The organism is Methyloversatilis sp., from assembly GCF_965284615.1.
GTDB lineage: Bacteria > Pseudomonadota > Gammaproteobacteria > Burkholderiales > Rhodocyclaceae > Methyloversatilis.
Genome location: NZ_OZ260098.1, coordinates 2,218,933 through 2,240,471, shown reverse-complemented (window position 1 = coordinate 2,240,471; position 21,539 = coordinate 2,218,933). Strand labels below are relative to the sequence as shown.

At 63.4% G+C, this 21,539-nt stretch carries 20 protein-coding genes and 1 pseudogene; 8 read left to right on the top strand and 13 right to left on the bottom strand.

Annotation, left to right across the window (positions count from 1 at the left end):
• Positions 1-3 precede the first annotated feature (3 nt).
• Positions 4-867, top strand: coding sequence for an SPFH domain-containing protein (locus ACQ66H_RS10770; RefSeq protein WP_430434028.1), 864 nt, complete (start codon positions 4-6; stop codon positions 865-867).
• A gap of 144 nt (positions 868-1,011) precedes the next feature.
• Positions 1,012-2,655 carry an electron transfer flavoprotein-ubiquinone oxidoreductase gene (locus ACQ66H_RS10765; RefSeq protein ID WP_430434027.1) on the top strand — a complete coding sequence of 548 codons (1,644 nt, stop codon included), beginning with the start codon at positions 1,012-1,014 and terminating at the stop codon, positions 2,653-2,655.
• A gap of 715 nt (positions 2,656-3,370) precedes the next feature.
• On the opposite strand, the gene ACQ66H_RS10760 is transcribed toward ACQ66H_RS10765, so the two are convergent.
• The 9 genes and pseudogenes from ACQ66H_RS10760 to ACQ66H_RS10720 all read right to left on the bottom strand — a co-directional run bounded on the left by ACQ66H_RS10760 (position 3,371) and on the right by ACQ66H_RS10720 (position 10,507).
• Positions 3,371-3,583, bottom strand: a complete 213-nt coding sequence (locus tag ACQ66H_RS10760; protein WP_430434026.1) for a hypothetical protein — start codon at positions 3,581-3,583, stop codon at positions 3,371-3,373.
• A gap of 81 nt (positions 3,584-3,664) precedes the next feature.
• Complete coding sequence (locus tag ACQ66H_RS10755; RefSeq protein WP_430434025.1) at positions 3,665-4,150, bottom strand: VOC family protein; 486 nt, start codon at positions 4,148-4,150, stop codon at positions 3,665-3,667.
• 45 nt (positions 4,151-4,195) lie between these two features.
• Positions 4,196-4,645: a YciI family protein gene (locus tag ACQ66H_RS10750; protein ID WP_430434024.1), complete on the bottom strand. Its 450-nt coding sequence runs from the start codon at positions 4,643-4,645 to the stop codon at positions 4,196-4,198.
• A 150-nt stretch (positions 4,646-4,795) separates the two neighbouring features.
• Entirely contained in the window at positions 4,796-5,224 is a 429-nt protein-coding gene (locus tag ACQ66H_RS10745; RefSeq protein WP_430434023.1) for a VOC family protein, read from the bottom strand.
• A gap of 485 nt (positions 5,225-5,709) precedes the next feature.
• On the bottom strand, positions 5,710-6,120 hold the full coding sequence (locus ACQ66H_RS10740) for a hypothetical protein (protein ID WP_430434022.1): 411 nt from the start codon (positions 6,118-6,120) through the stop codon (positions 5,710-5,712).
• Between the two features lie 87 nt (positions 6,121-6,207).
• Positions 6,208-7,182: a hypothetical protein gene (locus ACQ66H_RS10735; protein WP_430434021.1), complete on the bottom strand. Its 975-nt coding sequence runs from the start codon at positions 7,180-7,182 to the stop codon at positions 6,208-6,210.
• A gap of 179 nt (positions 7,183-7,361) precedes the next feature.
• A pseudogene (locus tag ACQ66H_RS10730) lies at positions 7,362-7,574 on the bottom strand (transposase); the annotation flags it as partial.
• Positions 7,575-7,744: 170 nt separating this feature from the next.
• Positions 7,745-8,809 carry a formylglycine-generating enzyme family protein gene (locus ACQ66H_RS10725; protein ID WP_430434020.1) on the bottom strand — a complete coding sequence of 355 codons (1,065 nt, stop codon included), beginning with the start codon at positions 8,807-8,809 and terminating at the stop codon, positions 7,745-7,747.
• Between the two features lie 390 nt (positions 8,810-9,199).
• Positions 9,200-10,507, bottom strand: coding sequence for a hypothetical protein (locus tag ACQ66H_RS10720; protein WP_430434019.1), 1,308 nt, complete (start codon positions 10,505-10,507; stop codon positions 9,200-9,202).
• Positions 10,508-11,530: 1,023 nt separating this feature from the next.
• On the opposite strand from ACQ66H_RS10720, the gene ACQ66H_RS10715 reads away from it, so the two are divergent.
• Entirely contained in the window at positions 11,531-12,496 is a 966-nt protein-coding gene (locus tag ACQ66H_RS10715; RefSeq protein ID WP_430434018.1) for an NAD(P)H-dependent flavin oxidoreductase, read from the top strand.
• A gap of 1 nt (position 12,497) precedes the next feature.
• Here ACQ66H_RS10715 and ACQ66H_RS10710 read toward each other — a convergent pair whose 3' ends face one another.
• From ACQ66H_RS10710 to ACQ66H_RS10695, 4 genes are all read right to left on the bottom strand, one after another.
• Entirely contained in the window at positions 12,498-13,259 is a 762-nt protein-coding gene (locus tag ACQ66H_RS10710; protein ID WP_430434017.1) for an HvfC/BufC family peptide modification chaperone, read from the bottom strand.
• Entirely contained in the window at positions 13,256-14,104 is an 849-nt protein-coding gene (gene bufB, locus ACQ66H_RS10705; RefSeq protein ID WP_430434016.1) for an MNIO family bufferin maturase, read from the bottom strand. The genes ACQ66H_RS10710 and bufB overlap by 4 nt, the downstream gene beginning before the upstream one ends.
• A 55-nt stretch (positions 14,105-14,159) precedes the next feature.
• On the bottom strand, positions 14,160-14,450 hold the full coding sequence (bufA2, locus tag ACQ66H_RS10700) for a BufA2 family periplasmic bufferin-type metallophore (protein WP_430434015.1): 291 nt from the start codon (positions 14,448-14,450) through the stop codon (positions 14,160-14,162).
• Positions 14,451-14,579: 129 nt separating this feature from the next.
• Complete coding sequence (locus ACQ66H_RS10695) at positions 14,580-15,803, bottom strand: tyrosine-type recombinase/integrase (protein ID WP_430434014.1); 1,224 nt, start codon at positions 15,801-15,803, stop codon at positions 14,580-14,582.
• A gap of 174 nt (positions 15,804-15,977) precedes the next feature.
• On the opposite strand from ACQ66H_RS10695, the gene ACQ66H_RS10690 reads away from it, so the two are divergent.
• From ACQ66H_RS10690 to ACQ66H_RS10670, 5 genes are read left to right on the top strand one after another with little or no spacing between them, the layout of a single operon-like run.
• The gene (locus tag ACQ66H_RS10690) at positions 15,978-18,794 is read left to right on the top strand and encodes a monovalent cation/H+ antiporter subunit A (protein ID WP_430434013.1); all 2,817 of its coding nucleotides are present in this window, start codon (positions 15,978-15,980) and stop codon (positions 18,792-18,794) included.
• On the top strand, positions 18,791-19,144 hold the full coding sequence (locus ACQ66H_RS10685; protein WP_430434012.1) for a Na+/H+ antiporter subunit C: 354 nt from the start codon (positions 18,791-18,793) through the stop codon (positions 19,142-19,144). The genes ACQ66H_RS10690 and ACQ66H_RS10685 overlap by 4 nt, the downstream gene beginning before the upstream one ends.
• On the top strand, positions 19,141-20,757 hold the full coding sequence (locus tag ACQ66H_RS10680; protein ID WP_430434011.1) for a monovalent cation/H+ antiporter subunit D: 1,617 nt from the start codon (positions 19,141-19,143) through the stop codon (positions 20,755-20,757). The genes ACQ66H_RS10685 and ACQ66H_RS10680 overlap by 4 nt, the downstream gene beginning before the upstream one ends.
• A complete protein-coding gene (locus ACQ66H_RS10675) occupies positions 20,757-21,266 on the top strand; it encodes a Na+/H+ antiporter subunit E (RefSeq protein ID WP_430434010.1) in 510 nt (169 codons plus the stop codon). The genes ACQ66H_RS10680 and ACQ66H_RS10675 overlap by 1 nt, the downstream gene beginning before the upstream one ends.
• The gene (locus ACQ66H_RS10670) at positions 21,263-21,532 is read left to right on the top strand and encodes a K+/H+ antiporter subunit F (protein WP_430434009.1); all 270 of its coding nucleotides are present in this window, start codon (positions 21,263-21,265) and stop codon (positions 21,530-21,532) included. Before ACQ66H_RS10675 ends, ACQ66H_RS10670 begins: the two co-directional genes overlap by 4 nt.
• Positions 21,533-21,539: the final 7 nt, after the last annotated feature.

Sequence of the window (21,539 nt, the reverse complement as noted above, 5' to 3'; positions counted from 1 at the left end):
GCCATGAGTTCCGGACTGGTCGTCGTCATCGCACTGGTGATATTCGTCGCCGTCACGCTGGCCAAGGGCCTGCGCGTGGTGCCGCAGGGCGAGGAGTGGGTGGTACAGCGCATGGGCAAATACCTGCGCACGCTGCTGCCCGGCCTCAACATCATCATTCCCTACCTCGACGACGTCGCCTACAAGGTGGTGACCAAGGACATCATCCTCGACGTGCAGGAGCAGGAGGTGATCACCCGCGACAACGCGGTCATCCGCACCAATGCGGTCGCCTTCATCAAGGTGACCGACCCGGTCAAGGCGGTCTATGGCGTGACCGACTTTTCCGAGGCGATCCGCAACCTGATCATGACCACGCTGCGCTCCATCGTCGGCGAGATGGATCTCGACCAGGCGCTGTCCAGCCGCGACAAGATCAAGGTGCGACTGCGCGAGAGCATCGCCGACGAGGCGATCGACTGGGGCCTGACCGTCAAGTCGGTCGAGATCCAGGACATCAACCCGTCCGACTCGATGCAGCGCGCGATGGAACAGCAGGCCAGCGCCGAGCGCGAGCGCAAGGCCATGGTGACGCGCTCCGAAGGGCAGAAGCAATCGATGATTCTTGAAGCCGAAGCGCGGCTGGAGTCGGCCAAGCGCGACGCCGCCGCGCAGGTCACGCTGGCCGAGGCGAGCGCCGAATCGATCCGTCGCGTGACCGCATCGCTGGGAGAGCAGCAGCTGCCGATGATGTATCTGCTCGGCGAGAAGTACATCGCCGCGCTGAACAAGCTGGGCGAATCGCCGAACGCCAAGGTGGTCGTGCTGCCGGCCGACCTGCAGGACGCCGTCGCCGGCATCTTCGCGCGCGCTGGCGGGAAGGGCTGAGGCCGATTGGCCGATTGGCCGATCAGCCGATCCAGAACCTGCAGGAATCCTGACATGCCCGGCCCGCTCGCGCGGGCAGGCAGCTGATCGGCGAGAATCGGCCCGTAGGCGGCCTTGCCCGCTCCCGCACCTGAGACAACACGAATGAGCGACATCGAACGCGAATCCATGGAATTCGACCTGCTGGTTGTCGGCGCCGGCCCGGCCGGACTGGCGGCGGCGATCCGCGCGAAGCAGCAGGCGGCACAGGCCGGCATCGAACTGTCGGTGTGCGTGATCGAGAAGGCGGCCGAAATTGGCGCCCACATCCTGTCGGGCGCGGTGATGGACCCGCGCGCGCTGACCGAACTGCTGCCCGACTGGGCGTCAACCGGCGCGCCGCTCGACACGCCGGTCACCGAAGACCGCATGCTCTTCCTGTCGGAAACCGGCGCGCGATCGCTGCCGCACGCGCTGCTGCCGCAGAGCTTCCATAACGACGGCAACTACATCGTGCGCCTGGGCCACGTCGTCAAATGGCTGGGTGAACAGGCGGAAGCGCTGGGCGTCGATGTGTTCGCCGGCTTCACCGGCGCGCAGCTGCTGATCGAAGACAGCAAGGTGGCGGGCGTCATCACCGGCGACATGGGCCTGACGCGCGACGGCGAGCCGGGGCCGAACTTCCAGCCGGGCATGGCGCTGCGCGCGAAATACACGCTGTTTGCCGAGGGCTGCCGCGGCCATCTGGGCAAAGAGTTGGAACAGCGCTTCAATCTGCGCGACGGCGTCAACCCGCAGACCTACGGCCTTGGTCTGAAGGAACTGTGGGAGGTGCCGGCAGCGCAGAGCCAGCCGGGCCTGGTCGTGCACACCGCCGGCTGGCCGGTGGATAACGCCACCTACGGCGGCGGCTTCATCTATCACCTGAAGGGCAATCTGGTCGCCATCGGCTACGTGGTCGGGCTCAACTACAGCAATCCGCACCTGTCGCCGTTCGAGGAATTCCAGCGCTACAAGACCCACCCGGCGATCCGCACCCACATCGAGGGCGGCCAGCGCCTGTCGTATGGCGCGCGGGCCATCACCGCCGGCGGCCTGCAGAGCCTGCCCAAACTGGTGTTCCCGGGCGGTGCGCTGATCGGCGACGACGCCGGCTTCCTCAACGCCGCACGCATCAAGGGCAGCCACGCCGCGATCAAGAGCGGCATGCTGGCCGCCGACGCCGCGGTCGAGGCCATCGTCGCCGGACGCGCGCAGGACGCGCTCGCCGCCTACCCGGAAAACTTCCGCATCAGCTGGCTGCGCGACGAGCTCTACCGCACGCGCAACTTCAAGCCCTACATGAAGAAGGGCCTGTGGCTGGGCGCCTTCCTGTACGGCGCCGAACAGCTGCTGTTCAAGGGCGCCGTGCCGTGGACGCTGCGCAACACGGCCGACCACACCTCACTGCAACCGGCGGCGAGCTGTACGCCGATCAACTACCCGAAGCCGGATGGCGTCCTCACCTTCGACCGCCTGTCGTCGGTTTTCCTGTCGAGCACCAACCACGAAGAGGACCAGCCCTGTCACCTGCAGCTTAGGGACGCAGCGGTACCCATCACCGTCAACCTCGCCGCCTACGACGCGCCCGAACAGCGCTACTGCCCGGCTGGCGTGTATGAAATCGTCCGCGAGCAGACCGGCCCGAGGCTGCAGATCAACGCGCAGAACTGCGTGCACTGCAAGACCTGCGACATCAAGGACCCCACGCAGAACATCACCTGGGTCACGCCGCAGGGTGGGGAAGGGCCGATCTACAACGGCATGTAGGTCGGTCTCCTGCGGGAGCGGCCCTGGCGGCGATAGAGCCTGGATCGGCGGCGCCTCTCTGCCCACCGCAGCAGTCGGGGTCAGAAGACCCCTCCCACAAAACCCCGGATCAGGCCGTGGGTCGGGCGCGATCCCTGTGGGAGCGGCCTTGGCCGCGACTGGGCCGGGACCCGGCGCTGCCATTCTGCTCACTGCCGCTGTCGGGGTCAGAAGACCCCTCCCACAGGAGCTGCGCACCCGGCCGGCGACCTGAGCCTGGGCTGCCCTTCTGTGGGAAAACTCCGGCCCCGGCCGCCAAGCAGGCGCACTTCCTGTGGGAGCGGCCTTGGCCGCGACTGGGCCGGGACCCGGCGCCGCCATTCTGCTCACCGCCGCTGTCGGGGCCAGAAGAACCCTCCCACAGGGGCGGCGCACCCGACCGGCGGACCTGAGCCTGGGCTGCCCTTCTGTGAGAAAACTCCGGCCCCGGCCGCCAAGCAGGCGCACTTCCTGTGGGAGCGGCCTTGGCCGCGATTGGGCCGGGACCCGGCGCCGCCACTCTGCTCGCCGCCGCTGTCGGGGTCAGAAGACCCCTCCCACAGGGCGGTGCGCCTGATCTACGACCAGAGCCTGAGCTGGGGTTCTGTGGGAGGGGTCTTCTGACCCCGACAGCGGCCGCAAAAACCTCAACATCACCAACCCGCCGTGCCGCCGTCCGCAAAACCCGCCACACCCCTCACTTCGCCGGAATGCAAGTCCCCTTGGTCACCTGCGAACTCAGCAGCCCCAGGGTTTCAGCCGGCGCACCGGCCTTCTTCGCCTGCCCATAGTGCTCGGCCCACTCCTGCCGCATCTGCGCTTCCGCCGACAGGCATTCGGCAAGGCTGCCGTAGACCAGATCGGTCTTGACCGGCGCGTTCATCACGATGACCACCAGCATCCATTTCATTCTTGTCCTCCCGGGGTTGATGTGAGCTTGTGCTGCCTCTGAACGACGCCGTCCTGCGACGCACGAAACGCGACCTGCGGTTCAGCCGCGCACCGCCGCCTCGATCGCCGCGATGTCTATCTTCGTCATGCCCATCATCGCCTCGAACGCCCGCTTCGCCGTCGCCGGGTCGGGGTGGGCAATGGCGTTCATCAGCGCCACCGGCGTGATCTGCCAGGACAGGCCCCAGCGGTCCCGGCACCAGCCGCAGGCGCTCTCCTGACCGCCGTTGCTGACGATGGCGTTCCACAGCCTATCGGTTTCCGCCTGATCCGCCGTCGCCACCTGGAACGAGAAGGCCTCGGTCTGCGGAAACGCCGGCCCGCCATTCAGCCCGAGGCAGGGAATGCCCATGACCGTGAATTCCACCGTCAGCACGTCGCCGGCCTTGCCGGACGGATAGTCAGCCGGCGCGCGATACACGTTGCCGACGAAGGAATCAGGAAAGGTGGCGGCGTAGAAGCGCGCCGCTTCTTCGGCGCCGCCGTTGAACCACAGACAGACGGTGTTCTTTGCTGGCGTGACCATGATGGTTCTCCTCGAAGGCGAAAATGTCGGACGGATCGAAGCGCTTCAGCGCGCCTCGCGGCTGCGCGACTGCCAGGTATCGGCACTCCAGGTCGGCGCCGCTTCCTCGATGAGCTGAAGAAGATCAGCCGGCAGGTCGTCCGAACCGGTCAGCTGCCGCACTTCCAGAACGTCGTCCGTGCCGAGGCCGCAGGGCGCGCGCAGCGCCCAACCGATGGCTTCATCGAGAGACGCGACCTCGATGATGTAGAAGCCGCCGACCAGCTCCTTGGACTCCGCGAACGGACCATCGACGACGTAGCGCTTGCCGTCCGCAACAGCAATCCGCGCGCCTTGCGCCGCCGGATTCAGACCTTCGGACGCCACCAGCACCCCGGCGGTGTGCATCTCCTCGTTGAAGCGCATATAGGCCTTGAACAGATCGGCATCGAACTCGTCGGTCTGCTCGGCGCTCCGGTTCGCCGGATCGGACTGCGCCGTGATGATGAATCGCATCGCCTGTTCTCCATTCAGAGTGGGGTAGGGATGGGTACGACGAACGATGGGCTGGCGGATCGACAGGGCGGGCCGTCGGCAAGGACAGAACGCCAACCCGCCTCAGCCAATCGCGTTCGTTGCGTCTGGCCGAGCGACCGGCGTGCTCCGCTAGAACGTGATGCGGACGGAAGCCGACGATCGGGTCGCTTCGCCGTGGTACACCGCCTCGATGTTGTTGCCGTCGGGGTCGAGAACAAAGGCTGCGTAGTAACCGGGGTGATAGGGCCGCTCTCCCGGCGCCCCGTTGTCCTTGCCGCCATTCGCCAGTGCGGCCGCGTAGAACGCATCCACCATCGCTCGGTCCTGCGCCTGGAACGCCAGGTGGCAGCGACCGGTGAGCTTGCCTTGCGCCGCAACGCTCGTCGCCGTTGACACGAACAGCTCGTCCGCCCAGAAGTAGTCATCCGCGGTACCGCCGATGGGAATGTTCAGGGCACCGAAAACAGCTTCATAGAAGGCCTTGCTGGCCGCCAGATCGCTGACGACAAGCTGGATGTGGTCTATGAGGCGACCGCGATGCAGTTCCTGTGTTTCCATAGGTGGGCTCCTTGTTTGAGGTGCGGAACGATGGAATCCGACCCGCTACTCGGCTGTCGGTTGCGATGAATTGAAATTCCGAGCGCGAAAACACCTTCGGAGAAAATCACATCTATTACCGACCATTTGTCACCAACATACTAATCGCCACACCTGCACTCCATCGGCCCCTTGCTCCGACTCGCTCTAGTCATGGGCTCTGGGTAGATAGGCACCATGCGCCCCTTCAAATCCAACTCCCCGCATTGCCTTGTGCAGTTTTCCGCGGCAGTCGGAATAAGACGCATGGCCGATTCGTATAACAAGGTCAAGAGAACGAGGGCGATGAATGCAAGTGCCAATTGAAATTCAAGGCACTTCAGGAAATTCGGAACTCTCAACAACCCCGCTCCTTCGCGACATCAGCACCACGAATCGAATGCGCGTCGAAAACCAGAAAAACCGCGGTCTGACCCATGCCGTTACAATCCATTATCGACGCACGATCACCGGGATGCCTTAAAAATCATTTTCTTGCCTTCCAGGAAAGTGATGAGAGCGGTCCCGGATAATGAAACAAACTCAATCCCGCCCTCAGCCGACGCCTGCTGCCCGATGAACAGTTTTCCATTCTTGATGTGCCAGGAGAGAATTGGGGCCGTGACTGGACCATCTTTCTTTCCTGTCGTCACCGCGACCCAATCTTTACTTGCGAAGCGTAGATGGAGGATGTCCGTCTCGCTTACCAACTCCAGCGTTGTCCCAACTAACCATTCAGAAGACCAGCCTTGAATCTCCGTCTGCGGTGGCTGCGACGAAACCGGTGCCGAAAAAAAGGACGTGCTCGCGCAGACTATCAGGAGCAGGCCGAGCAGTTGGCTTCGACAGCTTGCCCATATATAAAGCAGTAATGACATAGGGTCTGGTCGAGATCTTCCGTGGTTCACGGTCAAGGACTATTCGAGTGAAAAATCGTGGCCTGTCCCTCATTGTTCTAGACTGCGCTACTCGTACTGCACAACCTCATGAAAGAAGAACCCTAGTACATCCCACGCTCCTCGCTCACGATCGTATCGCCTCTCCAATCCTGGGCATGCAAGGCTGTGCTGCCAGGGATACGAGTGACGCGGCTCGTATGCCGGGGACTTGTTGGCGGCAAACCCAACGTACTCAATGACAACGTCGCGAGTGGCGCGATCGACGAGCCGAATGCGTCCACGAGCGACCCAATGCCTGCGATCTTCCAATGTAGAAATGTCCTCGATGGTGAGGGCGTACTTCGCAGTGCTGTCAACGATCGGCCAACTTAGCCACCAATTCTGCCCGTCTTGTGCGTCGCTTAGGCGCCGATCAAAGTTGGAAAGCAGCGTGGCAGGCGTTTGACTGCGGCCAGTGGAAAGCCACCAACGCTTTCTAGCTGTCGCGCGCAAAGCTCGGGGACTCTGGTAGGGGGAAATCGCCTCGACAAACTCGAAGCGAGAGGCGATCAATACCGAGTCCGGAAAGATGTTCCGCACCCAATATATGGGCTCGATGTACTGATTCTTGTGGAGAGCGCGAGGGTGGGACTGGCCGTATCGCTCTTGGTTGCGCCGCATTTGTGGTGTTTCGGGTAAGGGTGATGGAGTTCCGTCAAGGGCGAGCGTCTGCTGATGGTCAACATCGAGGCGCACACCCGCGTCGAACGCGACTTGGCGCTTGACAATGACTTGTCGCTCCTTCTCGCAAACACGGGTCAAGTACGACTGCGCATCGCTCAGAAGGCTCTCGTTTTCTTCGCGTAGCTCGTTCAGCCCGCGATTAAGACTATGGGACAGAAGCCAGAAGTATCCAGGCGGCGCAAGCAACAGCCCCAGAAACAGCGCCGCGCACGCTGCATAATTCTTGAACAGCGCCCTGGATATTCCAAAGGCAAGGACGACCCACACGCCATAGGCGATTTTCACCGCCCAAAGGAGTGCTTCGATGATTCCGTACATCTAACGACGCTGTAGAAAAACCCCATTCAGGGGCAAGCGATTGCTTCCGGCCTTGGCCGGTCCGAAGTCGTTCTTCATCGTTTCAGTCTCGCGATCTTCGTTTCATCGTCGTCCCCTGAATCCGGCGCGGTCGGACATTCTGTGTTCGTGCGCGGGCACCCCTTTATCCGCCAGCTTACCTAATTGGCGTATCCATGGTGACCGAGCTTTTCGATGTTGTGCACCATGCAGTACCGCTTCCACTGCCCATCCACTTTTGTGCGCCCGCACAGCGTGAAGCGGGTGAGTCGCTTGTTGTGCCGCAGGTTGCCGAACACGGGTTCAACGGTGGCAAACCGCGCGGCGATTATCCGTTTTCCTTCCGTGGAATCGCTGCATCGCTTCATCCGCTCGGCAATATATGGGGTCTGACCCCGATAATTCGCTTACCGGAAAAATGATCGGACGGACACGATCCGGAAGGATTCAAGGGTTTCTAACCAGCCTGTTAAATCGGTGTTCCCCTAATGCGCTATAAACGGGCTGCATACTTGCACGAAATATCGAGTGAAGCGCTTATGGTTCAAGGAATGTCACGAGCCAGCCGAAGGCCAACGGCGAAATTTCGGCTGTTAATGTTGCCGAAGCCTCGATGAGACACGCGAAGTGCATTTGTACAGTCGTATAACTCATATCTGGAAACGCCAATTACCCACCAGCTTCCTCCCCGCATCGAACTCAAACATTCGTTCGGTTTATCTGTTCCCGTCAATCGGCCGACTAACCCCCCAGCTGGTTTCCCTGATGTGACTGCACGGCCGTCAGATGGCAAGACCGTATAGTCCTCTGTGTAGCAATCCGCCACGAAAGTCATCGGCCCACCGACCATGTCGTAGAGGCCGAACCCGTTGGGCTCATACGACCCAACGGGTTTAACGCCCTCGGTGCCACGCACAGAGCAGTTCGCTTTACCATTTTCAAATTCATCGCCCCATGGATATACACTGTCGCGCCCGCCGCTAGCGGCCCACTCATATTCGGACTCCGTAAGCAATCGATAGGCCTGCTTCGTCTTCTCGCTAAGCCATGCAGCATATGCGGTGGCGTCATGCTTGTTAATGCACACCGCCGGATAGTCGAAAGATTGAGCGTAACCAGGATATGCCCACCCATGTTCCGCGCCAATCTGCCACATGAAATAGTTGTATAAACAGCCTTTTATTCCGGTTTCTGATTTGTACCCCGTTTCTCGAGCGAAGTATGCGAATTCGCCGACGGTGATGGGGTATTTCGAAACAAAGAATGGCCGAGATAACTTGATTTGTTGACGAGGTACTTCGCGGTCCGAGGCCAATTTGTCAGTGCCTCCGATCGAAAATTCTCCACCAGGGACGGCGATCATCAACGGCGCATACGACCCATCCCAAATTTCAATTCTCGACAGATTAGAGTAGACCACGCTCTCTTCGGATGTAGCCGAATTCTCTGAAATAGAACCTTCTCTGGTTTCTAACGCTAAGCTACGGATCAATGATTCACTATTCTCGTGAGATAATTTCCAGGCGTCGAATTTTTTGGCTCGCTCTGGAGCCCATTCGGACACAACAGCCTCAAGCAGTTTATTCTTTTCCTCAATGGCTTCTGCCATGATTTTGGGGTCGGAACCCGGGTAAAACGTGCCGCAAGCGGATAGCGTTGATGCGAATACGACAATTAAAACTCGTTTTATATTCATGATCTGCCGTGGAGAATTAGTGACGAGTGAGCGAATTGGTTGCTTGAAGATGTGGCGATTTATTGTATGAGCGAAGTAGCTTGCGTGATTTCCGAAGCTGAGCCCCTCTCGTCGTGAACACGCTGCAAGTCTGATCGCACGAATTGCGTTAATCGGCCTTCGCACTTGCCCGCTTATTGGCCGATCCGGGGACTACGGAAGGGGGGTGATTCAGTGGACACAGGAGTCAAGTAGAGACGGAGGGCAGACCACGACTACATTGACCCAGTAGAGATTCAGATTACTAAAAACGTGGTCTGTCCCCTATTGTCCTCTTCCGTACCATTCTGCCGCAACGTCAGGGTTCTTTGCGGCGTACCGTGCAGTAAGGTTCGCCTTCTTCGAGCGTCGCGACTTCGACACAATCTCCGCAGGCACACCCAAGAGTTGAGCGACTTTTGCCTCAAGATCAGGAGCACGAAAAAACTCACGCTTTGCTTTAAGGAGTAGTCGCACCCGCCGTCTTCTGTAGAGGCTAACGAGGCGTTCTACCGGGAGAGAAATAAGCTTTTCAGCTGCCAGCTTGAGCGTCGAGGGGGAAGACCCAGATGCAATCTCCGGGATCGCGAGAAATGCATCCCCTATACCCATCGCCGAAGCACGTAAGTCCTTGTCACCTGAAGGCCAAAGAGATTCAGCCAACAGTTCAATTTCTCTTGCACGCCTAAGGCGGACCTTCAACGGCAGTGACTTGTCAGCCAAGTCACTCTGAAGCTGGTTTATTTGATATCGGTACTCTGAAAACTCCTTACGAAGTTCAAGCGCAGCATCGACCAGACCAATCGGAGATGATGCGTTACGGATAATCAAGGAAGCAATTGGAGTCTCTGGAAACTGTAGGTCCGCCCCAAGATCGGCGAGACGCGCGATCTCGCGCCTCGCCCCCAAGTTGAGACGGTCAAGAAGCACCTCTGTCAAGGCCTTGCGAGTACGTAGGCTTTCATTTTCGTAGCCCGCGAGATGGTTTTCGTCCACCGAGGACAACATGTATGGAACCTTCGCGATCGCGGCTGCTTCTGCAACGTGCAGCGGGGCACCGTACCAATATGCCATCTCAGCCGAGGCGTATCCAAAAGGATCGGTGCGCCCGCATTTCCCCGCGAACGCGAGGCGGCGGGAAAATTCGGCCTGTAACTTCCTGCTGCCCGGCAGAAGCCTCGCAGTTACGTCGTCAGCAGTCGCATCGCCAACGTCTATATGTGCATCTAAGAGAACACCTGCGGAAGTTAACCTGTCCACGACCGACTCTGTTGTGAGATCAAGGTCGCCTGTCGCCTGAAACAAAGCGAAGTCCGCCCAGTTCCGACGGCTAGAGACAATTCTTTCAGTTCTCTTCGAGAACACTGGCACGGGTACCACCATACGCTCGGTGAGCACTACGAATTCGAGAAATTCGAGTAGGTTCTGAAGATGTGGAAATGATACGTACGGCTCCAGTTCTGGCCCCGCTCGACGTCTTTGCTCAAAGCCCTGAAGAATGAGTCCTGGATACGGAATCCGATCACGTGCGAAAAGGACATCGCCTGCTGCCGCAGTAACCGTGAGTTGCTTATCACTGGCGTCTTCGCTCATCTAAGTTCGATCTACGTGAAAGGTGACTGAGCGGAAATAGGGGTCAAACCACGACTCTTTTGACCCACAAGAGCTTCAGATTACCGAAAACGTGTTCCGTCCCCATTTTTCTATTACGTCCAGCGTTTGACATGAGAGCGCATGCCTGGCTTGTAGGGTCTGGTCTTCTCAATGGAAGACTTGGGCATCAAATGCGTCACAACCACTGTAAACGTATGAGAACTCCGATCAGCGAAAGAACTGCGGAACTTCACTATGATGCCGTTCACAGAAAACTTTTTGCACGCGCCACGTTAGACGTCGCGGCCATTCACCAGACCTCGACATCAGTGAGCCACTTCACAGGGCCTGTTGTTTGGGCCACTTGAGGTTTGCAAGGAGATACACCCCAATGAGAGTTCCGATGGGAAAACCAAGCAACATCAAACAGCCAACGACCATTGAAGAAATTCGTGCCCAGGGAGCTGACCGTGCCGCTCCGAATGCGATTGCTCCATGTACGAAGCCGATAGCTAGAAGCAGAAGGGCCGGCCCAACAATAGACATTCCTTTCGATTCGCTCCCAAAGAGCACGATGAACGCGAAGCCAAGCAAGCTGTAGAAAACACATAACCCTCGATGGGCGCTCATGCTTCGAACGTTGTCCGCCTTGCTGGTTGAAACGGCCCTGCTTGGTTCAATTCTGCTCACTCTTCCTCCTCGAAATGTTGTTCATCCAGTGCCTAAAGTGATGCATACGCCAGGACTGCATGGCTTATTAGAACGCTGCGTGATAGTCCAGCGGCCCACACAATCGATTCCTTTTAAGTTCAGGGCATTACAGCGGGCTTTCGGTTATCTGAGCCTCTCATCTGCGGTGTTACACGGCAATCGACCTTTCGGCGGATGCATCGGCACCCAGGCCCACTCCATGCCCCGTCAGGCAATTGCGGCGCTGGCGCCCTGTTCACACCGTTTGAAACGCCCTGTCTCTACCCCGCTGGCGCATCATCACCCTCTGTTCCCCGTCACCGGACACAAGGCATGAAAACGCGCATCACCGAACTTCTGGGCATCCGCTACCCCATCGTGCAGGGCGGGATGATGTGGGTGGGGCGGGCGGAGCTGGCTGCGGCGGTGTCGAATGCCGGCGGGCTGGGCATTCTGACGGCGCTGACGCAGCCGACGCCGGAGGCGCTGACGGCCGAGATCGCGCGCTGTCGCGACATGACGGATCAGCCTTTCGGCGTGAATCTGACCATCCTGCCGGCGATCAAGCCGCCGCCTTACGAGGCCTATCTCGACGCGATGCTGGATGCGGGCATCCGCATCATCGAAACGGCGGGCAACAATCCGGAGGCTTTCATCGCCAAGGCGAAGGCGCGCGGCGCGACCATCATCCACAAGTGCGTGGCGGTGCGGCATGCGCTGTCTGCGCAGAAGAAGGGCGTGGATATCGTGAGCATCGACGGCTTCGAGTGCGCCGGGCATCCGGGTGAGGACGATGTGCCGGGCCTGGTGCTGATTCCGATCGCGGCGCAGGCGCTGGACATTCCGGTCATCGCTTCGGGCGGCATCGGCGACGGTCGCGGCATGGCGGCGGCGCTGGCGCTGGGCGCCGAGGGGGTCAATATGGGCACGCGCTTCTGCGTGACGAAGGAGGCGCCCATCCACGACAGCATCAAGCAGGCGCTGGTGAATGCGAGCGAGCGGGACACGCGGCTCATCCTGCGCAGCCTGCACAACACGGCGCGGGTGTTCCGCAACGCGGTATCGGATGCGGTGGTCGAGGCGGAAAGCCGCGGCTGCACCTTCGACGACATCCGCCCGCTGGTCAGCGGTGCGCGCGGTGCGGCGGCGCTGGCGCAGGGTGAGGTCGATGGCGGCGTGATCACCGCCGGTCAGGTGATCGGGCTGATCCGCGACGTGCCGAGCTGCGCCGAACTGATCGCGCGCATGGTCGATGAATGCCGCGCTGCGCTGAAGGGCGCGGCCGAAAAGGCGAGCTGAGTCAGCGCCGGTCGGCGCAGAGCAGGCCGTCCTCCAGCCAGCGCGCGAGCCAGCCGCCAATCAGGGCCTGTGCGTCGTCCGACTCGACGGTTTCGCAGGCGGCGGCGAAGGGCATCCCGCTTTGCATGGCGGCGAGCATGCCGGCCTCTGCGGCGTCAACGGATCGGAAATGCGGCTGCACTCCCTTGCGCCAGACCAGTACCGTCATCGGCTGCGCCAGATCGACGACGGCCGGCGGCGTGTTGCCGCGGTCCATCGCGTGCCACAGGTCCAGTGTGTTGCGCTGCATGCGCAGCATCTGCGCGGTCGGGTGCAGGCGGAATACGACGGTGGCCCAGTCCTCTTCGCTGAAGGTCGCGAGCGCGGCAGCTTCGAGCGGCTGTGCGTCGGCGCCGTCGAAGGCGTCGCGCAATGCCCAGTCGAGGCGGGCCAGTTCGGCCACTTCCGGGTCGGCCGGCCAGGCCGTATGCAGCGCGTCGGCAAGGCCGTCGCCGAAGGGGCGCAGGCTGAAATGCGTCGGCGGATGCGCCTCGATGTAGCGCAGCCCGGCCTGCTCGAAAGCCTCGTCGCCGAGCCAGGCCCAGGTCTTGTCGAAACTGTCTTTCAGCGTGTCGAGCAGGCGCACGCGGTAGGCGTTCAGGTAGATGTGGGCGCGTGCCGTCGGCGCCAGGCCGTCGGCCGCGGCCAGCGTGTTGACGAAGCCGTTGGGCTCGCCGTGCAGGTAGCGCATGAATTGCCGCTGCAGTCCGGCCAGCGTGCTCACGCGGCCACCTGCTCGAAGGTCTGCGCGCGGGTGGCGATGCGGCGGGCGCGGGCGAGTTCGTTCAGCAGTTCGTGCAGGTCGGGGATGTTGTCGTCGCGCTCTATCATCGTCGCGACCTCGCCGAACATGCCGCAGGCGATGTCATAAAGCGCCCACACCTCTTCGCACACCGGCTGGTCGTGCGTATCGACCAGATGGTCGTCGTGCATCGAGTGGCCGGCCAGATGGATCTGCTGCACGCGCGCGGCGGGCAGCCCGGCGAGATAGCTCACCGGATCGAAGCCGTGATTGACGCTGCTGACATAGACGTTGTTCACGTCGAGCAGCAGCAGGCAGTCGGCTTCGTCGGCGACGGTGCGGATGAAATCCCACTCCATCATGTCGGACACCGCGTAGCCGAGATAGCTGGACACGTTCTCCAGCACCAGCCGGCGCCCGAGTTCGTGCTGCACCTGGCCGATGCGGTTCACCAGCAGGCGCACCGCCTCTTCGGTATAGGGCAGCGGCAGCAGGTCGTGCGCGTTGTGGCCGCCGACGCCGGTCCAGCAGAAGTGGTCGGATATCCACAGCGGATCGACGCGGTCCGCCAGCGCTTTCAGCTTCTTCAGGTAGTCGCGGTCGAGCGCGTCGGTCGAGCCGATCGACAGCGCCACGCCGTGCATGGCCATCGGGTAGTCGGCGCGCAGGCGATCGAGCATGGCCATCGGCTTGCCACCGGCGACCATGAAGTTTTCGGAAATGATTTCCAGCCAGTCCAGCGGCGCGCGCGTTTCCAGCAGCGCCGTGTAGTGGGCGGGACGCAGGCCCAGGCCGAAGCCGGGCGAGGGGATGGTGAGTGTGGTCATCGGCAGTGCGCGGCCCGGCGCGGGCGGGCCCGGGCCGCGTGTCGGCGCGAAAGTGTTACTTGGCGGCCAGATCGCCGATGGTGCCGCCCTGGCCCAGGCATTCCTTGGCGGTGGTCGCCTTGAAGCCGTGACCCTTGCAGGCGTTCTGACCCTTGCAGCTGTGTTCGGCGGTCGCGCAGTCGCTGTTGCCCTTGCAGGCATGCAGGCCATAGCAATGCACCTTGTCGCCAGCGGCGACGGCAGCGCCCTTGCTGCCGGCCGGCATGTCGGCGGCAAACACGGCGCCCGACAGGGCGAAGGCGGCAGCAGTGGCGGCGATCGAGGCGCCGAAATGGGACGTGGACATGAATGTTCTCCTGAGGAAGTGTGCGGGCGGGGCAGGGCCCCGCAACCCGTTTCGCGAGAACAGCCGCCGGTGTCCGGATCACTGCGCACTACGCTCTCCGGCCACTAGACCCGGGCGGGGTGCGGATGCTTACTTCGACGGAGAAACTTTTTCTGGCGACGCCCAGGGCAGCTGCTGCTTCTGCGCCTCGTCGTGCCAGCGCTCTTCCTCTTCGTGGATATAGCGCTGCGTGGTGCGGGCGTCGGTGTGGCGGGCGTCCTTCTGCACGTAACGCTCGTTCATGCCGCTGTCGAGCTTGGCGGTGATGCCGGTGTGGCGGCCCCAGTGCGCCGAGGCGGCGCGCAGCTTCTCGCGCTTGTGCTCCGATATTTCGGGCAGCAGTTCGGCGGCGGCATAGAAGATCTTCTTCAGGATCTGGTTCAGCCGGCGCGCGGTGATCGGGCTGCGGTCCTTGATCGATACCAGCAGCGGCGTCATGTCGGTGCGCTTGGGCATGGCGCTCAGGCCGAGGTGTTTGCGGTAGCGCACCAGCGCATGGACCATGTCGTCGGCCACCGGCACCTTGGCCTGCTTGCCGCCCTTGCCGACCACATGCCACCACCAGCGGCCGCGCTCTTCGCGGAAGCTGTTCATGCGGTGCGATTCCAGCTCGCCAGCGCGCGGCGCCAGCATGTAGAGCAGGGCGGCGATGAAGCGGGCGCGCTCGTATTCGTCGCGCTCGCCGTCGGTGTCGCGCGGCATCGCCTCGATGGCCTGGGTGACCGCCTGCCACATCTCCGCGTCGAGGAAGCGCTCGACCTTCTGCATTTCCTCGGTCTGCGCGATCACGTGCGCCGGGCCGTTCTTTTCCAGCGACAGCTTGCGCCGGCGCTGGCGGATCAGCCCCAGTGGGTTGCCAGCGAGATAGCCGGCGTCGACCAGATAGCTCATCAGCGAATTGATGGCGGCGATCGCGGTGAGCACCGCCGATTCCGACAGCGGGCCGACGAAGGGGCGCCACTCGGCGCGCACGCGCTGCACCTTGGGGCCGCACCACAGCGCGGCCGGCTGCGGGTCGGCGAGAAAGTGCAGATAGCCCTCGAAGTCCTGCCGGTTCAGGCTGGACAGCGGCCGACCGCACTCGATCAGCGACCACAGCAGCAGCCGCTCGCATTCGCGCTGGTAGATGCGGTGGGTGCCGGGCGAGCGGTCGTACTCGGCGAGGAAACAACGGATCGCCTCGATGTCGGTCTGCGCGCCGATCTGCAGCCGCGCGCGGTCGGCGCGGTTCACGCCATCGTGGCCGTCGAGCGCTTCCGGCACGGTGATCTCGTCGAGCGGACGCAGGGGAATCGGGAGTGCGGCGGTCGTCATGGTGGGCGATCTTACCTGCGCCGGGGAACCTGGACACAGCACTGACGGTCAGCGCGGCGTCAGCAAAATGCTGCGATGCCTGCGTGCCGGATGGGCCGTCCGCCGCGCCGGTCCGGCGGCGGCAAACAATGTATCCTTCGGCCGGTTTCAGCCAGCCACAGTCCGGCAGCCTCCATGAATCCACTCGCAACGATAGTGCTGTTGCCCCTTGTGGCCGGCACGCTGCTCTGTTTTGCCTTTGGTCGAGACAACTCGCCCGCGCGTCGTCTGCTGACCGCGCTGGTCGCCGGCGCCGTCACGCTGACCGCGCTCGGCATGCTGCTGTCGCTGGCACCACAGGTGTTCGCCGGCCAGACGCTGGTGGCGCACACCGACTGGGTACCCTCGCTCGGCCTGTCGATAGGCTGGCGCCTTGACGGTCTGGCGCTGATGTTCGCGCTGCTGATCACCGGCATCGGCTCGCTGATCGTGCTGTACGCGCACTTTTACCTCGCCGATTCCGACCCGGCCGGCAAGTTCTACACCCTGCTCATGCTGTTCATGGCGGCGATGCTGGGCATCGTCATGTCGGACAACATCATGCTGCTGGTCGTGTTCTGGGAGCTGACCAGCGTTTCGTCCTTCCTGCTGGTCGGCTACTGGGGCCACAAGGAAGAGGCGAGGGCGGGCGCGCGGATGGCGCTGGCGGTGACCGGCGGCGGCGGCCTGGTGATGCTGGCGGGTTTCGTGCTGCTCGGCCAGATCGCCGGCAGCTACGAACTGAGCGACATCCTGCTCAGTGGCGACGTGATCAAGGCCGACCCGCTGTACCCGGTCATGCTGGTGCTGATACTGGTCGGCTGCTTCACCAAGAGCGCGCAAGTGCCTTTCCATTTCTGGCTGCCGGAGGCGATGGCCGCACCGACGCCGGTGTCTGCCTACCTGCACTCCGCCACCATGGTGAAGGCCGGCATCTTCCTGCTGGCGCGGCTCTACCCGGCGGTCGGCGGCACCGACCTGTTCGAGGGCATTGTTGCCAGCTTCGGTCTGGCCACGGTGGCTTTCGCCGCCTGGGTGGCCATCTTCAAACACGACCTGAAGGGCCTGCTGGCGTACTCGACGGTGAGCCACCTCGGCTTCATTACTTTCCTGATCGGCCTCAATTCGCCGCTGTCGGCGGTGGCGGCGGTGTTCCACATCCTGAACCACGCCACCTTCAAGGCAGCGCTGTTCATGAGCGCGGGCATCGTCGATCACGAGTGCGGCACGCGCGACATGCGCCGCCTGGGCGGTCTGCTCAGGCTGATGCCCTGGACCGCCACCTTCGCCATGACGGCGGCGGCGGCGATGGCCGGCATTCCGCTGTTCAACGGTTTCCTGTCGAAGGAAATGTTCTTCCACGAAGCGGTCGAGGCGACGATGTTCTGGGGCGCGGCGGTGCCGGTGGTCGCCACCTTCGCCGGCGTCTGCTCGATGGCCTACTCGCTGCGCCTGGTGCATGACACCTTCTTCAACGGCTCGACGAAGGATCTGCCGGCCGACGCGCATCCGCACGATCCGCCGTTCGGCATGCTGGCGCCGGTGGCGCTGCTGGCGGTGCTGTGCGTCGTCGTTGGCGTGATTCCGGCGCTCACTTACGGCCCGCTGGTCGAGGTCGCGGCGCGCGCGCTGCTCGGTGGCGACACGCCCGACTATCACCTCGCGATCTGGCATGGCTTCAACCTGCCGCTGCTGATGAGCGGCATCGCGGTGGTCGTCGGCGCCGCGCTGTACGTCGCACTGCAGCGCGTGTTCCGGCTGCACGGCTACACGCCGCGGGCCTTCTCCGGCAAGGCCACCTTCACCTGCCTGATCGACGGTCTGTTCGGCTTTGCCGGTCGTCTCACCGCGCGCTTCGAGAACGGTTCGCTGCAGCGGTCGCTGGCGCTGATGGTGGCCTTCGCCATCGTGCTGGCGGCCGCGCCTTTCTGGGCGGCCGACACGCTGCCGGGCACCGGCCCGCGCGAGCTGATGCCGGCCTCGCCACTGGCGCTCGCCGTGTGGGTGCTGCTGCTGGCGAGCGCGACCATGCTGGTGCTGACCCACCACAACCGTTTCCAGGCGCTGGTGCTGACCGGTGTCGTCGGCCTGGTCACCGCCTTCACCTTCGTCGGGCTGTCGGCGCCCGACCTCGCGCTGACGCAGCTGTCGGTCGAAGTGGTGTCAACGGTGCTGCTGCTGATGGGTCTGGCCCTGCTGCCGCAGCGCACGCCCTTCGAGTCGGGCACGCTGCGCCGCGGTCGCGACGCGCTGCTCGCCGTGTTCGCCGGCGGCGGTGTGGCCGGCCTGACCTGGCTGATGCTTACGCGCACGCACGACTCGATCTCGTGGTTCTTCCTCGACAAGTCGCTGAGCGAGGGCGGCGGCACCAATGTGGTGAACGTCATCCTGGTCGACTTCCGCGGCTACGACACCTTCGGCGAAATCACTGTGCTCGGCATCGCCGGCATCGGTGTGCTGGCGCTGCTCGACGGCTTCCGCACGCGCCGGCCCGACGCCGACCCGGACGGCCGTCGCTGGGCCTTCGAGGAACAGCCGCTGCTGTTGCGCGTCGCCGCGCGCGTGGTGCTGCCGCTGGCGCTGCTGGTGTCGGCCTACATCTTCTGGCGCGGCCACAACGTGCCGGGCGGCGGTTTCATCGCCGGGCTGATCACCGCCGTGGCGCTGGTGATGCAGTACATGGCGCTCGGTCAGGCGCGCGCCGAGGCGCTGCTGCACGGCGCCGCCGGCCGTCGCTTCTCGCGCTGGATCGGCACCGGCCTGGCAATCGCCGGACTGACCGGCATCGGCGCCTTCTGGTTCGGTCGCCCCTTCCTGACCAGCGCGCACGGCCACCCGGCGCTGCCGCTGCTGGGCGAACTGCCGCTGGCCAGTGCGGCGGCTTTCGACCTCGGGGTCTATATCACCGTCGTCGGTGCAACCATGCTGACGCTGTCGGTACTGGGTGCAGCGAGCAAGGAGCAGCACGGATGAGTCTTTTCGCGAACATCAGCATGGAGTTCCTGGTGGCCAGCGGCATCGGCTGGGTCACCGCCTGCGGTGTCTACCTGATGCTGCGCGGGCGCAGCTTCCCGGTCGTGCTCGGCCTGACGCTGCTCGGTTACGCGGTGAACATATTCATCTTCGTGATGGGCCGGCTGTGGAGCGCGGCGCCGCCGATACTGGGGCAGGGCGAGGTGCAGGCCGACCCGCTGCCGCAGGCGCTGGTGCTCACCGCCATCGTGATCGGCTTCGCCACCACCGGCTTCGTGATCGAACTGGCGCTGCGCAGTCGCGCTGAATCGGGCACCGACCACGTTGACGGCCGGGAGCCCGGAGCATGAACATGAGTTTTGCCGATGTGATGATGCAGCTGTTCCGCCAGCACCTCGCGGTGCTGCCGGTGCTGCTGCCCAGTTTCACCGCCATGCTGATGCTGCTGATCGGCGACCGCCCGGCGGAACTGAGGCTGCCGCGGCTGCGCCGCATCGCGCTGGTGTCGGTCGCGCTCGGGCTGATGTTCGCGCTCAAGCTGGCGATGGAAGCGGACGACGGCGCGCTGCGCGTGTACCGCGTCGGCGACTGGCCGGCGCCCTTCGGCATCGTGCTGGTGATCGACCGGCTGTCGGCGCTGATGCTGGTGCTGACGCAGGCGGTGGCGCTGCCGGTGCTGTTCTACGCCAGCGGCGGCTGGGACAGCCACGGCCGGCATTTCCACGCGCTGTTCCAGTTCCAGCTGATGGGTCTGAACGGCGCCTTCGTGACCGGCGACCTGTTCAATCTGTTCGTGTTCTTCGAAGTGCTGCTGATCGCCTCCTACGTTCTGCTGCTGCACGGCCAGGGCCGCGAGCGCTTCCGCGTCGGCGTACAGTACGTGGCGATCAACCTGGCCGCCTCCGCCCTGTTCCTGATCGGCGTGTCGCTGATCTATGCCACCGTCGGCACGCTGAACATGGCCGACCTGGCGCAGCGCGTGCCACTGGTGACCGGCGATGACGCGGTGGTGCTGAAGGCGGCGGCGCTCATCCTGCTCGTCGTGTTCGGCGTCAAGGCGGCCATCCTGCCGCTGCACCTGTGGCTGCCTTCGACCTACGCGGCCGCGAGCGCGCCGGTCGCGGCGCTGTTCGCGGTCATGACCAAGGTCGGCGTCTACAGCATCCTGCGCGTGCATGGCGTCATCTTCGGCGCCGACGCCGGTGCGTCGGCACTGACGGTCGAGCCCTGGCTGCTGCCGCTGGCGCTGGGCACCAGCGTGCTGGCCGTGTTCGGCATGCTGGCCGCGCACACGCTGCCGCGCATGGTGGCCTACATGACGGTCGCCTCGGTCGGCACGATACTGGCCGCGCTGGGTCTGTTCAGCGAGGCCGCCTGGTCGGCGGCGCTGTACTACATGGCGCACAGCACGCTCATCATCGCGGCGCTTTTCCTGCTGGTCGAACTGGTGTCGGCGCAACGCGGCGACGCCGCTGACCGTCTCGAAGCCGGGCCGGCAGTGGCACAGCCGGCGCTGCTCGGTCTGCTGATGCTGCTCGGCGCCGCGTCGGCCGCCGGTCTGCCGCCGCTGCCGGGCTTCATCGGCAAGCTGATGGTGCTGCAGGCGTCGAGCGGGCACGAGGCGCAGGCCTGGGTGTGGACGGTCGTGCTGCTGGTCGGCTTTCTGACGCTGATCGGTTTGGCGCGCGCCGGCAGCGTGCTGTTCTGGAGCGTGCGTCCGGAATCGGAGGGGGGCGGCACGGCGGCCGGCGCCAGCCCGCGACTGGTACTCGCCACCGTGTCACTGATCGGCGCCGGCGTGCTGATGAGCGTGCTCGCCGGGCCGCTGAAGCGCTATACCGATGCGGCCGCGGTACAGCTGGTCGATCATCGCGCCTATCAGGAAGCGGTACTTGGCGCCGCTGGCGCGCAGACCACGCAACCCTATGTGTTTCCGCGTCCGGCCAGCGAAGGAGCTCACTGATGGCGACGACTGAAGCCGCGCACGGCAAGCGCTGGTTCGGGCACCCGATCATGTCGGCCATGGTGGCCGCGGGCTGGCTCATGCTGCAGCAGTCAATCGATCCGGGCAATGTGCTGACCGCCATCGTGCTCGGGCTGGTGATTCCGCGGCTGGTCAGCGGTTTCATCGGCCCCGGCGTCACGCTGAAGTCCGCCGCGACCGTGCTGCGGCTGGCCGGCATCGTGGTGTGGGACATCATCATGTCCAACATTACCGTCGCCAAGCTCGCGCTGAGCCCATCGCGCGTACCTCAGCCGGCCTGGGTGCCGGTGCCGCTGGACATCGAGCATCCCAATGGCGTGGCGCTGTTCGCCTCCATCATCACGATGACGCCGGGCACCGTGTCGTGCATCGTTGACGAGCATCGACGCGAAATCCTGGTTCATGCGCTGGATTGCGACGATCCGGTGGCCGCCGCACGCGACATGAAGGCGCGTTACGAAGTACCGCTGCGGGAGATTTTCGAATGATTGAGCTGGCTCTGGACATCACGGTCGGCGCCATCGTGATCGCCATGCTGATCTGCGGCTGGCGGGTGCTGCGCGGTCCGGAAGTGGTCAACCGCATCCTGGCGCTCGACACTCTCTATGTGAACGTGGTGGCGCTGGTCATCGTGCTGGGCATGCGCCAGCAGACCGATCAGCTGTTCGAGGCCGCGCTCATCGTCGCCATGCTGGGCTTCGTCGGCACCGTCGGCCTGTCGCGTTACCTGACGCGCGGCGACGTGATCGAGTAAGGAGAAC

What these genes read in the sequence shown, in the direction of transcription:
- ACQ66H_RS10770 (WP_430434028.1), top strand. Translation starts at nt 4, where the DNA reads ATGAGTTCCGGACTGGTCGTCGTCATCGCACTGGTGATATTCGTCGCC.
- ACQ66H_RS10765 (WP_430434027.1), top strand. Translation starts at nt 1,012, where the DNA reads ATGAGCGACATCGAACGCGAATCCATGGAATTCGACCTGCTGGTTGTC.
- ACQ66H_RS10760 (WP_430434026.1), bottom strand. Translation starts at nt 3,583, where the DNA reads ATGAAATGGATGCTGGTGGTCATCGTGATGAACGCGCCGGTCAAGACC.
- ACQ66H_RS10755 (WP_430434025.1), bottom strand. Translation starts at nt 4,150, where the DNA reads ATGGTCACGCCAGCAAAGAACACCGTCTGTCTGTGGTTCAACGGCGGC.
- ACQ66H_RS10750 (WP_430434024.1), bottom strand. Translation starts at nt 4,645, where the DNA reads ATGCGATTCATCATCACGGCGCAGTCCGATCCGGCGAACCGGAGCGCC.
- ACQ66H_RS10745 (WP_430434023.1), bottom strand. Translation starts at nt 5,224, where the DNA reads ATGGAAACACAGGAACTGCATCGCGGTCGCCTCATAGACCACATCCAG.
- ACQ66H_RS10740 (WP_430434022.1), bottom strand. Translation starts at nt 6,120, where the DNA reads ATGTCATTACTGCTTTATATATGGGCAAGCTGTCGAAGCCAACTGCTC.
- ACQ66H_RS10735 (WP_430434021.1), bottom strand. Translation starts at nt 7,182, where the DNA reads ATGTACGGAATCATCGAAGCACTCCTTTGGGCGGTGAAAATCGCCTAT.
- ACQ66H_RS10725 (WP_430434020.1), bottom strand. Translation starts at nt 8,809, where the DNA reads ATGGCAGAAGCCATTGAGGAAAAGAATAAACTGCTTGAGGCTGTTGTG.
- ACQ66H_RS10720 (WP_430434019.1), bottom strand. Translation starts at nt 10,507, where the DNA reads ATGAGCGAAGACGCCAGTGATAAGCAACTCACGGTTACTGCGGCAGCA.
- ACQ66H_RS10715 (WP_430434018.1), top strand. Translation starts at nt 11,531, where the DNA reads ATGAAAACGCGCATCACCGAACTTCTGGGCATCCGCTACCCCATCGTG.
- bufB (WP_430434016.1), bottom strand. Translation starts at nt 14,104, where the DNA reads ATGACCACACTCACCATCCCCTCGCCCGGCTTCGGCCTGGGCCTGCGT.
- bufA2 (WP_430434015.1), bottom strand. Translation starts at nt 14,450, where the DNA reads ATGTCCACGTCCCATTTCGGCGCCTCGATCGCCGCCACTGCTGCCGCC.
- ACQ66H_RS10695 (WP_430434014.1), bottom strand. Translation starts at nt 15,803, where the DNA reads ATGACGACCGCCGCACTCCCGATTCCCCTGCGTCCGCTCGACGAGATC.
- ACQ66H_RS10690 (WP_430434013.1), top strand. Translation starts at nt 15,978, where the DNA reads ATGAATCCACTCGCAACGATAGTGCTGTTGCCCCTTGTGGCCGGCACG.
- ACQ66H_RS10685 (WP_430434012.1), top strand. Translation starts at nt 18,791, where the DNA reads ATGAGTCTTTTCGCGAACATCAGCATGGAGTTCCTGGTGGCCAGCGGC.
- ACQ66H_RS10680 (WP_430434011.1), top strand. Translation starts at nt 19,141, where the DNA reads ATGAACATGAGTTTTGCCGATGTGATGATGCAGCTGTTCCGCCAGCAC.
- ACQ66H_RS10675 (WP_430434010.1), top strand. Translation starts at nt 20,757, where the DNA reads ATGGCGACGACTGAAGCCGCGCACGGCAAGCGCTGGTTCGGGCACCCG.
- ACQ66H_RS10670 (WP_430434009.1), top strand. Translation starts at nt 21,263, where the DNA reads ATGATTGAGCTGGCTCTGGACATCACGGTCGGCGCCATCGTGATCGCC.